Below are 12,772 nucleotides of genomic sequence, written 5' to 3'. Positions count from 1 at the left end.
CTTACAAGCGTGTAAGATAAATGAAAGATGAATCAATATGAGCTGTAAGACAATTCATTTACACTCTATAGTGAGCAGTGGAAATGAAGGGAGAATATAAATGGAAATTTTGCAGGCAAATAGTATTAGTAAAGTATATAAAGGGAAAGTACCTTATAAAGCATTAGTAGATATTGATTTATCAATTCAAGAAGGTGAATTTGTAGGAATTATGGGCCCGTCAGGTAGTGGGAAAACAACGTTATTAAATATGGTATCTACTATTGATTCTCCATCATCGGGAGAAATATTTATTAATGGCACAAATCCTTTTCAATTATCATCAGAAGAATTAGCGTTATTCCGCAGAAAACAATTAGGATTTGTATTTCAATCATTTAATCTTCTTAGCACACTTACTGTAAAAGAAAACATCGTATTGCCGATGACTTTAGATGGTGTTTCCGTCCGAGAAATGAATAAACGAGTGGAAGAGATTGCAGAGAAGTTAAACATTACTGATATATTGAGTAAAAGAACGTTTGAAATATCAGGGGGACAAGCTCAAAGAACAGCAATCGCTCGCGCAATCGTTCATAAGCCGCAATTATTACTTGCAGATGAACCTACAGGGAATTTAGACTCTAAATCTTCAAATGATGTAATGGAGATGCTTGATACTCTAAATAAAGAAGAAAAAGCTACGATGATGTTAGTTACACATGATCCGTATGCAGCGAGCTTTTGCAGCCGAGTAATCTTTATTAAAGATGGTCAACTATATAACGAAATTTATTGTGGTGAAAGCAGACAAGCCTTTTATCAAAAGATTATGGATGTTCTTTCTTTGTTAGGAGGGAAAAGGCATGACTTTTCGTCAGTTCGCATTTAATAATATTTTTCGTAATAAGCGTACATATGCAGGTCATTTTTTAAGTAGTGCATTTTCAATTATGATTTTCTTTACGTATGCACTTTTATTATTTCATCCTGATCTACAAGGGGAGTTGAAATCGACAAGTACAACAATCAGTGCATTTGGTACATTAGGATTTAAAGTTTCACAAGGGTTGATATTTGTATTTTCATTTTTCTTCATTTTATATTCAGTTAGTTCATTTTTAAAAATGCGTAAGAAAGAATTTGGCATTTTAATGATGCAAGGTATGTCAATGAGACAGCTTAAAAAGTTATTGTTAATTGAAAATATGTTAATTGGTTTTGGTTCAATATGTATAGGTATTCTTATTGGACTCATATTTTCTAAACTAGTTTTATTAATAAGCGCAAGTGTATTAATGATTAGTAACGGCTTGCCTTTTTATATACCAGTACAGGCTGTATTATTAACAATCATTACATTTCTGTTCTTATTTTTAATTGTTTCGCTAGTAACATTTAAAATGATAAAAGTTACAGAGCTTGTGGAACTGATTCAAGCAGGAGAAAAGCCAAAACCTGAACCAAAATCGTCAATTTTATTATCAATTTTTTCTTTATTTAGTATAGGGTATGGCTATATTTTAGTATTTCGCTTTATCCCAAATCATAGTTTTATTGTGCTAGGAATAGGAGTATTCCTGGTGATTATTGGAACGTACTTTTTATATACACAGTGTAGCGTTTATATATTGCATCTTGCTAAAAGGAGAGAAACTTTCTTTTTAAAGAGAACAAATATACTAACATTTTCAGAATTAATTTATCGTATGAAAGATAATGCAACGATGTTTTTTATAGTATCTATTATTTCAGCAGTTGCTTTTACAGCAATTGGCACGACAGCTGCTCTTGGAAATAAAGATTTAGTAAGGATGACGAATCCGTATACATTACTATACATGGCTCCTGAAAACAACAAAATAGCGGATAAACATCTCTCTATTATAAAAAACCATCTGGCTGATGCTAATATTCCGTATCGAATGGCTTCATCTTCATATATATATACAGAAAGTAATGTATATGTAATGAAATTAAGTGAATATAACGAACTTGCGAGAGCGCTAGGGTATCAACAAGAAACGATTGAAAAAGAAGATGAAATGTTATTAATTCCTGGAATGGTATCACAAAAACAAGAATTTAAAAATGGTGATTATAAGAAGAATATTGAAGTCATTCAAGGCGATTGGACAAAGACATTTCATGTAAAAAAAACTGTCGATAATTTAGTTTTACCTCATGATACGGAAGGAATATATATTGCTATTCAAGATTATGTATATGATGGAATTCCACTGAATAGTGGTCCAGATAATGAAGATATTATTCAATATCGTACTTACGGATTTGTTGTAGATGATTGGATAAAAACGAAAGAGGTTTCAAACCAATTAAATAATATATTTAATCAAGATCCTAGAGATATACATTTTGAATTTAGAGCTCTAACTATAGAGTTGTTAAGTGCAAAACAAACGAATGGATTATTACTTATGGCTAGTGTTTTAGTCGGAATTGTTTTCTTCACATTTGCTGCTAGTTTTATTTATTTTCGATTATATACTGATTTGGACCGCGATCAACAGCAGTATAAAATGATTTCGAAAATGGGGTTAAGTAAACGGGAGTTAAAGAAAGTCGTAACGAGACAGTTATTATTAATGTTTTTCTTACCGATTGTCGTTGCAGTAATACATACTGTAGTCGCTTATATGGCATTACAACAATTAGTCGATTTTTCTATTCTAAATAGCTCTATCGTCATTTTAATTTCATTTATGTGTATACAAGTTTTATATTTCTTTATAACTCGTTGGCGTTATTTACAAAAGCTTTATAAAACGATGGAACAGTAGAGAATATGAGTAAGTATGCTTGCAGAAAAGCATGTAAAAACCAATTTGAGTTATGAAAGGAACTGTGATGAAAAAACAATTATCTATTTTCATATTAAGTATATTATTGTTATTAAGTGTAGGTGCATGCTCTAAAAATGAAAACAGATTTCCAGCTAACGGTGTATTAATCATTGGAGATGAGAATCATACTGGAGCAATTATGAATCGTTATAAGGAAAACACGAAAGAACAGGAAGCTTTTGCAGTGAAAACAGGTAGATTCGACCAAAAAAGGGTTCTGATAATAAATGAATCTACTGCACAAGAGATGATGAATGCAAAGATTTTTCGTAAACGTGATCAATCATCCCTTTCTAAAACGTTAGATACGTTGCCGGATTTTCCAAAAGAAAGTTCCCTATTATTTATAAATGAAGAAGAAAAGAATATAAAAAGTATTGAAATAGAAGGAAGCAAGATACCTGTTACATATGGTAATGATGCTTGGCTTGGCAATAAACGTGACTATGGAGCACTATGGTATATTATTGTGGCGAGAAATAGTGTGTATAAAGAAATAAGGGCAACTGAAACGAATATGCAACTTCTACACTTGAAAAAGTCATTAGGTGATGAAAACCCTAAAATATCGACAGATAATACGTTGATTAATGAAAAAGTAAAAGTAAGAAAGTTAATTGAAGGTTTTAAAGGGGAAGGATCAGTTCAGTTTGTAACGATTGGAGGCAAATCTTAAAAAAGAGTTCAAAGTTGATAATGGTTCTATCAACTTTGAACTCTTTTTAGTTTATCCCACTATTTGTGAGGAGTGGTGCTTGTCTTATAAAACATTCATATAACAAGATTACATTACTTCATTTAATCGAGTCTCACTCGTTTCCTCAATCCCATTTGAATTTTGAACTGAATTATTTTGGGCTTCTTTTTCTTTACGAGCCTTTTGTAGCATTTCAAGGATGATCCATAAAGGAACGCCTTTATCCTTTAACATCTTCCATAAATCTAATTCATTAAATTTATGCTCAGGCTGTTTCATTTCTTTTTCAGATGAACGAATATCAAACTTGATAGGATCATTTACTTTCGTACTTTCAAGTTTAGTAGAAGAGATAGTATTATGCTCAAGAGTAGATGGAGTTATTTTAGTAGGTTGAGATAATGTATGAATATTTGATCCGATTTGCATGCTTTTTCCTCCTTTTTGAAGCAATGAGATTAGTTTTCTTATGGTTTTTAAATTTTTTTAACATGAGGAAACTATATCTAATTATAAATTCAAATAAACAGATTTACAAGTTATATTGTAAAAAGTAAATGTTCACTTGAATTAATATTTATCAACATTTGTATATGTTTTCTATATATACAACGTATATAAAATACTTTACATTATGTTTAAGTTGTTAAAGTATTCTGTTAAATTTTTAAAAAAGAAAAATGTAAACGTTTTATTAGGGGGAGAAAGTATGGGGAAGTTATTTTTAAAAATATGTTTTTTCGCATTAGTGACCGTATGTTCATTCGCAGCGAAAATATCATACGCTGAAGAAAGGCAACAAAATAATTATCCTATCATATTGGTGAATGGATTTGCTGGATGGGGTAGGGAAGAAATGCTGGGCGTAAAATATTGGGGTGGTGTTCATGATATACAGGAAGATTTGAAACGAAATGGTTATATGGTACATACCGCAGCTGTTGGACCTGTTTCTAGTAACTGGGATCGTGCATGTGAATTGTATGCACAAATTAACGGTGGGACAGTAGACTATGGTGCCGTACATGCTGAGAAACATGGACATAATCGTTTTGGCAGAACTTATAGTGGTTTTGCACCGAATTGGACTGAAACAAATAAAGTTCATTTAGTTGGACATAGCATGGGTGGACAAACGATTAGAACATTAGTACAGCTATTAAAAGAAGGTAGTTTTGAAGAAAAGAATTATGTGAAAAATCACCCAAACACCAAAATATCACCACTATTTGAAAGCGGAAAATCATATGTTCATAGTGTTACAACATTAGCAACCCCTCACAACGGTACAACACTTGCGGATGGGAGTCTTCTGCTACCGTTCGTTAAAGATTTACTCATTACAGCTGCAAGCTTTGGAGGAAACAATAATTTATCGTTATATGATTTTAAATTGGATCAATGGGGTATAAAGAAGAATGCTGGAGAGTCCTTTTTCCAATATAGTAATCGTATTCTAAATAGTTCACTTTGGAAAAATACAAAAGATATAAGTCAGTGGGATTTAAGTACAGATGGTGCAAAGGAGTTAAATAATTGGGTAAAGACGCAACCAGATGTGTATTATTTATCCTATAGTGGACATGCATCACAAGCAGCACCTATAACAGGTTTACATTTGCCTCATATAACGATGAATAAAGTGTTAATGGGAAATGCATTTTTCTTAGGTTCTTATGCGAGATATGAAGAAAACCGTCCGCTAGTTGATACTTCTTGGTGGCAAAATGATGGTGTAGTAAATACAAATTCCATGATTGCACCATCTTCTAATGTTGCTGTAAATAATAATGAGTCATTACAGGTTGGAAAATGGAATCATATCGAAACGAAAGCGAATTGGGACCATCTCGACATGGTAGGGTTAAGTGTTTCAGACTCGTTAGGTTTTTCTAGCATTCAAGAGTTTTATAGAACAATTGCTGAAAAGCTATCACGTTTACCGAAATAGGTAATAATAAAGCGCTCTCGATGGAATTCGAGAGCGCTTTATATTATATTGAAAGAGGGATTTGGTAGAAAAATATGGGGGGATATTATGAAAATTCAAGTTGTATTATCAGGATACGGAACAGTAGGCAGAGAGTTTATAAAATTATTAAATGAAAAATATTCATATATATATGAAACATATGGGATTCAATTAGTTGTAAGTGGCGTATTAGGGAGAAATATTGCAATACATAATGAAGAAGGCTTATCTCTTCATCATTTATTGATGTATGGTGGCGGTACCGCTGCAATTGAAAAATATTTAGAGTATCATCCGAAGGAACGTGCAATAACTAGCATAAGTGGTACTGTATTGGTAGAATCAACGGTTACAAATCTTAAAGATGGAAATCCAGGGAAACAATATATGAAACAAGCGATTGAGAAACAGATGGATATAGTAGCAATTTCTAAAGGTGCGCTCGTTACAAACTGGAGAGAAATAAATGAAGCAGCAAGAGGCGCAAATGTACGAATTCGATATAGCGGTGCAACAGCCGCTGCACTGCCGACACTAGATATCGGACAATTTAGTTTAGCCGGTTGCAGTATTGATAAAATAGAAGGAATATTAAATGGAACAACTAATTATATTCTTACGAAAATGTATGAGGAAGATATGACATTTGAAGAAGCGCTGAAAGAAGCACAAAATAAAGGGATTGCTGAGACAAACCCTATATTAGATATAAGTGGTTCAGATAGTGCGTGTAAATTGTTACTTTTGACTAACAGCTTAATGGAAACAGAGAAAACACTTACTGATATACATATAAAAGGAATTGAGCACGTTACAAAACAGCAAATACAAAACGCTAAGGAACAACATAAAATTATTAAATTAATAGCATCAATATATAAGGATGAGCGTGGCAATGTGAATTTAAATGTTGAACCGTGCGAAATAGAAAAAGATCATCCGTTAGCAAATGTAAATGGGACCGAAAAAGGAATTACATTCTTTACAGATACGATGGGACAAGTTACTACAATTGGTGGGGCTTCTAATCCACGAGGCGCTGCAGCTGCAGCTTTAAAAGATGTAATTAACTTATATCGAAAAGATTTGTAAGACCGTACCGCCCTTTATAAAAAATACATATGTCGTGGACCTTTTGAGAATGAAATAAATATGCAAAAATGATTGCAGGGGGTAAGGAATTGTTTAAGGATTTTAAAGTTGTTAAAGATCGTCCCGTTTATATTCAATTAAAAGACTATTTGAAAAAGATGATTATGAAAGGGCATTTGCTCGGGGATCAAAAAATCCCATCAACAAGGGAACTAAGTGAATTACTAAGTGTGAGTAGAAACACTGTACTCGCTGCTTATGCAGATTTAGAGCAAGAAGGACTCATTTATGCAGTTAAAGGAAAAGGGAACTTTGTTGCGAAGGTGGATATATCTAACACTTCGTCTGTTGAAATAGATTGGAAAAATAAACTTAATACAGTGACCGCATTAGCGGACGAATTAGATTTAATGAAACATGGTGTTCGTTGGGAAAAGGGAATGATTGTTTTTAATAGTATAGCCCCGGATGAGAAGCTATTTGATGTTGAAAATTTCAAAAGAGCTTTTCTTACTCGTATGTCCATTGAAGGGGACATCGTATTGAACTACGGATATGCAAAGGGATATAGACCGTTAATGAATTATTTACTTCATTACATGGAAATGAAAGGTGTAGACATTTCGAATAAAGATATTCTAATTACAAATGGATTTACAGAAGGGTTGGATATTGTACTCTCTTCTTTATCAAAAAAATCCGGGCGTGTCATTTGTGAGAATCCAACTCACCACGCTGCACGTAAGCTTTTCCGTTTACATGGACTTGAAGTTCATGGGATTGATATGCATGAGGATGGTATTGATACGAATGAAGTTGAAAAAAGTTTGCGTGAAAAAGATTTTGATTTTGCTTATTTAATTCCTTCTTATCATAATCCAACCGGTATTGTTACGAGTTCAGAGAAAAGAACGGAATTGATGAGGTTATTCTCAAAATACAAGGTTCCTATTATAGAGGACGGATTTAATGAAGAATTACGTTATTCAGGTTCACATTTAGCTCCATTATTAACTTTTGCGGGAGCTGGCAATAATGTGATTTATATTAGTAGCTTTTCAAAGGTACTTTTCCCTGGTTTACGTGTAGGCTGGATTATTGCAGATAAAGAGCTGATTCATTATTTAGAAAGCGTAAAAAGAGCAAGAACGATTCACACATCTACGCTAGATCAAGCTGTTCTGTTTCAATATTTACATGAGGGATATTTTGAAAAATATTTAAAAAAGGCAAGATCTGTTTATAAGAAAAAATATGAGTTAGCTGTCGGGGCATGTAACCAGTACATTCCTTTCAAAAGAATGACTGGAGATGGTGGACTGCATTTATTTATAGAGCTAGAAGAGCATATGAACGCCCGCACACTTTTACAAAAGTGTTATGAGAAAGGCGTTACGTTTTCACCTGGAGATGTTTTTTACTCTGATGGAGAAGGAGCGAACACTTTCCGATTAGGGTTTTCGCGCTTGAAAGAAGAAGAAATAGTTCGGGGAATTAAAATAATTGGTGATACATTAAAAAATGAAAATTGGAGTTGAGAAAATGAAAATCGGTGTTATTATGGGCGGGGTATCGTCTGAAAAACAAGTTTCAATTATGACCGGGAATGAAATGATTGCTCATTTAGATAAAAATAAGTATGAAATAGTCCCAATTACATTAAATGAAAAAATGGATTTAATTGAAAAAGCGAAAGACATTGACTTTGCATTGCTCGCATTACACGGAAAATACGGAGAAGATGGGACAGTTCAAGGAACACTGGAGAGTTTAGGGATTCCTTATAGCGGAAGTAATATGTTATCTAGTAGTATATGTATGGATAAAAATATTTCGAAAAAGATTTTACGTTATGAAGGTGTAGAAACACCAGATTGGATTGAACTTACAAAAATGGAGGATCTAAATCTTGATGAGTTAGATAAGTTAGGATTTCCATTAGTGGTAAAACCAAACTCCGGCGGATCGAGTGTCGGGGTGAAAATCGTTTACAATAAAAATGAATTGATCTCAATGCTAGAAACTGTATTCGAATGGGATTCTGAAGTAGTAATTGAGAAGTATATAAAAGGTGATGAAATTACATGTTCTATTCTGGATGGAAAACAGTTACCTATAGTTTCAATTCGACATGCAGCCGAGTTTTTTGATTACAATGCAAAATATGATGATACTAGTACAGTTGAGGAAGTTATCGAACTTCCAGCAGAAATTAATGAACGTGTAAATAAAGCTTCACTGGCTTGTTATAAAGCATTAAAATGTAGTGTTTATGCAAGAGTTGATATGATGGTGAAGGACGGCATTCCATATGTAATGGAAATTAATACATTACCAGGGATGACACAATCAAGCCTATTGCCCAAAAGTGCAGAAGCAGCGGGAATTAGTTATAGCAAACTATTAGATATGATTATTGAAACATCATTAAAAGTTAGAAATGAAGAAGGGTTTTAAGGAGATTATATAACTAATTCTTTTGACAGTTTCACGAAGTATGCTATGATGAATACATTATAAAAACAAAATATTTATCCACTAGGGGAGCTTTTTATAGGCTGAGATCAAATGTGATTTTGAGACTCTTAGTACCTGATCTGGTTAATGCCAGCGTAGGGAAGTGGGAAAGACGTTGCTATTTAATGAGTAAATAAATACTGTCAATTTCACTTTCTTTACGCCTGTAAAGAAAGTTTTTTTATTTTACAGCTTTAATAATTGTGGATAAATACTTATATTTTATACATTATTGGAGGGATTTAAATGACTTTTTCACAATCATTACGTAAAGAAGTAGATTCAATTTGGGAAGCGAGTTTTAACCATCCTTTTGTAAAAAAACTTGGTGAAGGAACATTAGATTTAGCTAGTTTTCGCTATTATGTGCTTCAAGATTCATATTATTTGAGTCATTTTGCTAGAGTACAAACTTTAGGAGCTGCAAAAGCTCTTGAATTAGAGACGACAGCTCGTATGGCACATCATGCTCAAAATACATATGAGGCCGAGTTATCTTTACATGAGAATTTTGCTAAAAAGCTAGGGATAACAAAAGAAGAAAAAGATAATTTTATTCCTGCGCCAACTGCATATGCGTATACTTCACATATGTATCGTGCTGCGTATGAAGGGCATTTAGGAGATATCATTGCAGCAATTTTACCTTGCTATTGGTTGTATTATGAAATTGGCGAACACTTAAAAGAGTGCCAGCCGGAAGAGCCAATTTATAACGAATGGATTTCTGCTTATGGATCTGATTGGTTCCGTACGCTAGTTGAAGAACAAATTACACGTTTAGATACTATCGCTGAAAAAGTAACAGAGGCAGACCGCAAACGTATGAAACAGCATTTTATTATTAGCAGTCAATATGAATATTCATTTTGGGAAATGGCTTATACATTAGAAAAGTGGCCAGTGGATACAGACGTAAAAGACGTAATTGGATAAAGAATAGAAGTAATGTTATAGATAGGTATGGATCATACCTATCTATATATTTTTTCTTGTCAAATTTGCGTAAAGTCATTAGTGCTACGGAAATGGCGAAATAGAATATCGATAATTTAGCTCATTTACTTGTCTACGTATTAACTGGATAAACTTCTGTCACATTTATTTTACAATCAAAGAACGTAAATGTTGGTGGTATGAAGTTAAATAAGAAAAGAAACCCGAGCTGTTAGCTGTAACCGAGTTGTTTTTTCTTTGCAGGAATTTCTAAATTATCATGGAGTGTTGTTAATGCGATATGCAAATATGCATATCGTATTTTTTTGAGTTCTTTATGTGTTAAAATTAGATATAAAGATATGGAAATATAAAGAAGCAAAAGCAGGAATATCCAATGAATTTTGAGAGGTGTTATATGTTTACAAATAAGAAATTAATTCGATTTGGTTTATCGTTGTTTGTATTTTTAGGGATAATTAATTTTACAATCAGCTATTTCCAAACATATCTTGAAACAGCAGCAGATATTAAATGGGTAATTCCAGAAATTTGGAAAACTATTTTGCTAGATGTTCCTCAAGGTATACTTGTTCTTTTAGGCGCAATTGCTTTATATGATTTCACAAAAGAGGCATCACAAAAAGACGCATCAATCTAAGTGTGTCTTTTTTCTATTAGGAATTTCATAGAGAGTTTTGCTGGAGAAATAGAATGAAAAGCCCTAATAAGGGCTTTTTTCTTTGTAGGAATTTCTTATCCGTCATAGAAACCGGTTACTTGGAGGTGTTATAGCGAAAGGCATTTACAGTACAGAAAAATCTAAGCGGCAGACGAAAATATATAGGATATGGCAACATAATTATTGAGAAATTAATTGAATTTAGTAGGTATGAAGATATGACGCTAGAATTCATATTTTTTAATTTTTATTTATTCCGCATTAACGGGCTGTTCGTAAAAGCCTGATTGGTGAGGGCTAATAATCAGCGGGGGATGAACTTCCCCCCACTGATTAAAGTTTCACTTTATAAAAATGAGCCCATAGCAAAAATAGGTATATGAACAAGGTGCATCATTTAGTGATAAGTCATACTTTGTTGGTGTACGTATTGAACTTAGTTTATAGCGCTATTTTTACTTAGATGTAACGAACAGAAATATAGGGAAGCATCAATGAGGTTGTATTTTATAAACGGAGGTTATGAAAATGAATCAGTTTCAACAAGAACTACAAGCGTTAAGTCTTAATGATTACCGGTCTGGAAATATTGTCTATTGGGACCAGCAAAACCAATATCCATATTACTATATTGAAGATGCTGCTCGTCGCTGTGGCGGTTGTGGTCGTTGTGGTGGTTGTGGTGGAGGTCGTTGTGGCGGATTCCGTTGTGGTGGATTCCGTTGTATTGGTTGCTTCGGTTGTTTTGGTTGCGGAGGTTGTGGAGGTTGTGGAGGTTGTGGTGGTTGCTCTAACTGTTTTGATGGTTTTAGTGGTACTACTGATACTACTGGTACTATTATAACGTATGAATATTGATTGCATTTATCCTGCTATTTGCAGGGCAGTAAGACCCTAAAAAATTCAGCGGGAGCAAAGAGAAGTTAGGTGGCGGACTACCCATAAAAGCCCAATTGGTGAGGGCTAATTAAAGTTTCACCTTATCAATTAAAAAACATTAGTTTTATATTTGTACGTGCCGACAAAGAATATAGCCATTATTATAATTGATATATTCAATCATTCAAGTGAAAGAGTAACAATAAGATATATAGGTGTAATCAAGAGGTGATGGATAAAGCAATGACTAGATTTAAAATCTAATCATTGCTTTTTTCTTATGGTTTTATCATCAAATATCTGTCTGGTTTAGGGATTGATTCCTTCTAGCTAATGAATTCATTACAACTTTGTAAGGTTAATGTAATGTTAATCGATAGTAAGTGAAGATGCTTGAGTGTAATTTAAATAAGATTAAAAAGTACTGTTTATCTATAAAATAATTGGGTAAATAATATGTAATTAGGAAGTGTATGAATATGATTGAACTAAAATCTATTATCCATTCGTATAAACTAAAGAGAAAAATAGCTAAAGATTTATACGGAAAAAGAGATGAATTGACACTGTTATTAAATGAATTTAATAAAATGAAATGTACAGTAACATCTGAAAAGAAGAAAAACAATATATTATCTCGTTTGCAACTAATTTATCAAAATATGAAATTAGATAAGCAGTATCCTCTATCAGTTGCTTTTGATAGTAAATTATTGGAGCGATTAGAAAAAGAACCTCTACATACTATTGAGGATGGTGTAACATGTTTACATCTAATGTTAGATGTGAATTATGAGAAAATAAAACAATATGGTTCGAGTACAAGTAGGTCATTTGTTCCATTATCGCAGTCTTCTATTTGTCTTGCTGATTGTATTTGTTTAACAGGAGTTGTAGTAGGTTTACTAGGAGCAATTTCATTTGGGGGATTACTGTTATCTATATGTTCAATGACATAAAGGTTGATATTTGTAAAAAGGGCACCGAATTAAGGTGTTCTTTTTTGGTTTTTTTGTAAAGATATTGTAAATGATAAGTACAATGCATTAAGTGTAATGTATAATTCGAATGTATCGAAATTCAAATATAATAGAGGTGTTATACATGATAATTACTTTGAATTTTTAAAAGAGTCGGTTTGATAATAATTTATG

The 12,772-nt window shown here is 32.8% G+C and carries 12 protein-coding genes, 1 pseudogene and 1 riboswitch; of the genes and pseudogenes, 12 read left to right on the top strand and 1 reads right to left on the bottom strand.

The window, feature by feature from the left end:
- Positions 1-100: 100 nt before the first annotated feature.
- The 3 genes from MRP26_RS16685 (at position 101) to MRP26_RS16675 (ending at position 3,519) form a co-directional block, all read left to right on the top strand.
- Positions 101-871 carry an ABC transporter ATP-binding protein gene (locus tag MRP26_RS16685; protein WP_053564410.1) on the top strand — a complete coding sequence of 257 codons (771 nt, stop codon included), beginning with the start codon at positions 101-103 and terminating at the stop codon, positions 869-871.
- Positions 846-2,780: an ABC transporter permease gene (locus tag MRP26_RS16680; RefSeq protein WP_197242449.1), complete on the top strand. Its 1,935-nt coding sequence runs from the start codon at positions 846-848 to the stop codon at positions 2,778-2,780. Before MRP26_RS16685 ends, MRP26_RS16680 begins: the two co-directional genes overlap by 26 nt.
- Before the next feature lie 67 nt (positions 2,781-2,847).
- Positions 2,848-3,519 carry a lipoprotein BA_5634 family protein gene (locus tag MRP26_RS16675; protein ID WP_141548231.1) on the top strand — a complete coding sequence of 224 codons (672 nt, stop codon included), beginning with the start codon at positions 2,848-2,850 and terminating at the stop codon, positions 3,517-3,519.
- 108 nt (positions 3,520-3,627) lie between these two features.
- Here MRP26_RS16675 and MRP26_RS16670 read toward each other — a convergent pair whose 3' ends face one another.
- Positions 3,628-3,969: a DUF3914 domain-containing protein gene (locus tag MRP26_RS16670; RefSeq protein WP_097856480.1), complete on the bottom strand. Its 342-nt coding sequence runs from the start codon at positions 3,967-3,969 to the stop codon at positions 3,628-3,630.
- Positions 3,970-4,249: 280 nt separating this feature from the next.
- Between MRP26_RS16670 and MRP26_RS16665 the strand changes: the two genes are divergently transcribed.
- The 9 genes and pseudogenes from MRP26_RS16665 (at position 4,250) to MRP26_RS16625 (ending at position 12,577) form a co-directional block, all read left to right on the top strand.
- Positions 4,250-5,491, top strand: coding sequence for an esterase/lipase family protein (locus MRP26_RS16665; protein WP_242806401.1), 1,242 nt, complete (start codon positions 4,250-4,252; stop codon positions 5,489-5,491).
- An 87-nt stretch (positions 5,492-5,578) separates the two neighbouring features.
- Positions 5,579-6,604: a homoserine dehydrogenase gene (locus MRP26_RS16660; protein ID WP_242806400.1), complete on the top strand. Its 1,026-nt coding sequence runs from the start codon at positions 5,579-5,581 to the stop codon at positions 6,602-6,604.
- A gap of 89 nt (positions 6,605-6,693) precedes the next feature.
- The gene (gene pdxR / locus MRP26_RS16655) at positions 6,694-8,142 is read left to right on the top strand and encodes a MocR-like pyridoxine biosynthesis transcription factor PdxR (protein ID WP_098852489.1); all 1,449 of its coding nucleotides are present in this window, start codon (positions 6,694-6,696) and stop codon (positions 8,140-8,142) included.
- Between the two features lie 4 nt (positions 8,143-8,146).
- Positions 8,147-9,061 (top strand): D-alanine--D-alanine ligase, encoded by a 915-nt coding sequence (locus tag MRP26_RS16650; RefSeq protein ID WP_003270605.1) that lies wholly within the window; start codon positions 8,147-8,149, stop codon positions 9,059-9,061.
- Positions 9,062-9,134: 73 nt separating this feature from the next.
- Positions 9,135-9,240, top strand: a riboswitch (TPP riboswitch).
- 127 nt (positions 9,241-9,367) lie between these two features.
- Positions 9,368-10,057 (top strand): thiaminase II, encoded by a 690-nt coding sequence (tenA, locus tag MRP26_RS16645; protein ID WP_053564403.1) that lies wholly within the window; start codon positions 9,368-9,370, stop codon positions 10,055-10,057.
- 397 nt (positions 10,058-10,454) lie between these two features.
- Positions 10,455-10,718: a DUF3937 domain-containing protein gene (locus MRP26_RS16640; RefSeq protein WP_002082716.1), complete on the top strand. Its 264-nt coding sequence runs from the start codon at positions 10,455-10,457 to the stop codon at positions 10,716-10,718.
- 549 nt (positions 10,719-11,267) lie between these two features.
- Entirely contained in the window at positions 11,268-11,597 is a 330-nt protein-coding gene (locus tag MRP26_RS16635; protein ID WP_048564718.1) for a heterocycloanthracin/sonorensin family bacteriocin, read from the top strand.
- A gap of 154 nt (positions 11,598-11,751) precedes the next feature.
- Positions 11,752-11,882: pseudogene (locus tag MRP26_RS16630) on the top strand (site-specific integrase); the annotation flags it as partial.
- A gap of 209 nt (positions 11,883-12,091) precedes the next feature.
- A complete protein-coding gene (locus tag MRP26_RS16625) occupies positions 12,092-12,577 on the top strand; it encodes a hypothetical protein (RefSeq protein ID WP_053564402.1) in 486 nt (161 codons plus the stop codon).
- The last annotated feature ends 195 nt before the right edge of the window (positions 12,578-12,772 follow it).

The sequence above is a fragment of the Bacillus sp. CCB-MMP212 genome (assembly GCF_022748145.1).
GTDB classification, from domain to species: Bacteria; Bacillota; Bacilli; order Bacillales; family Bacillaceae_G; genus Bacillus_A; species Bacillus_A cereus.
Note: the sequence above shows the minus strand (reverse complement) of the source record. Positions and strands in the feature narration are given on the sequence as shown.

What these genes read in the sequence shown, in the direction of transcription:
- MRP26_RS16685 (WP_053564410.1), top strand. Translation starts at nt 101, where the DNA reads ATGGAAATTTTGCAGGCAAATAGTATTAGTAAAGTATATAAAGGGAAA.
- MRP26_RS16680 (WP_197242449.1), top strand. Translation starts at nt 846, where the DNA reads ATGACTTTTCGTCAGTTCGCATTTAATAATATTTTTCGTAATAAGCGT.
- MRP26_RS16675 (WP_141548231.1), top strand. Translation starts at nt 2,848, where the DNA reads ATGAAAAAACAATTATCTATTTTCATATTAAGTATATTATTGTTATTA.
- MRP26_RS16670 (WP_097856480.1), bottom strand. Translation starts at nt 3,969, where the DNA reads ATGCAAATCGGATCAAATATTCATACATTATCTCAACCTACTAAAATA.
- MRP26_RS16665 (WP_242806401.1), top strand. Translation starts at nt 4,250, where the DNA reads ATGGGGAAGTTATTTTTAAAAATATGTTTTTTCGCATTAGTGACCGTA.
- MRP26_RS16660 (WP_242806400.1), top strand. Translation starts at nt 5,579, where the DNA reads ATGAAAATTCAAGTTGTATTATCAGGATACGGAACAGTAGGCAGAGAG.
- MRP26_RS16650 (WP_003270605.1), top strand. Translation starts at nt 8,147, where the DNA reads ATGAAAATCGGTGTTATTATGGGCGGGGTATCGTCTGAAAAACAAGTT.
- tenA (WP_053564403.1), top strand. Translation starts at nt 9,368, where the DNA reads ATGACTTTTTCACAATCATTACGTAAAGAAGTAGATTCAATTTGGGAA.
- MRP26_RS16640 (WP_002082716.1), top strand. Translation starts at nt 10,455, where the DNA reads ATGAATTTTGAGAGGTGTTATATGTTTACAAATAAGAAATTAATTCGA.
- MRP26_RS16635 (WP_048564718.1), top strand. Translation starts at nt 11,268, where the DNA reads ATGAATCAGTTTCAACAAGAACTACAAGCGTTAAGTCTTAATGATTAC.
- MRP26_RS16625 (WP_053564402.1), top strand. Translation starts at nt 12,092, where the DNA reads ATGAATATGATTGAACTAAAATCTATTATCCATTCGTATAAACTAAAG.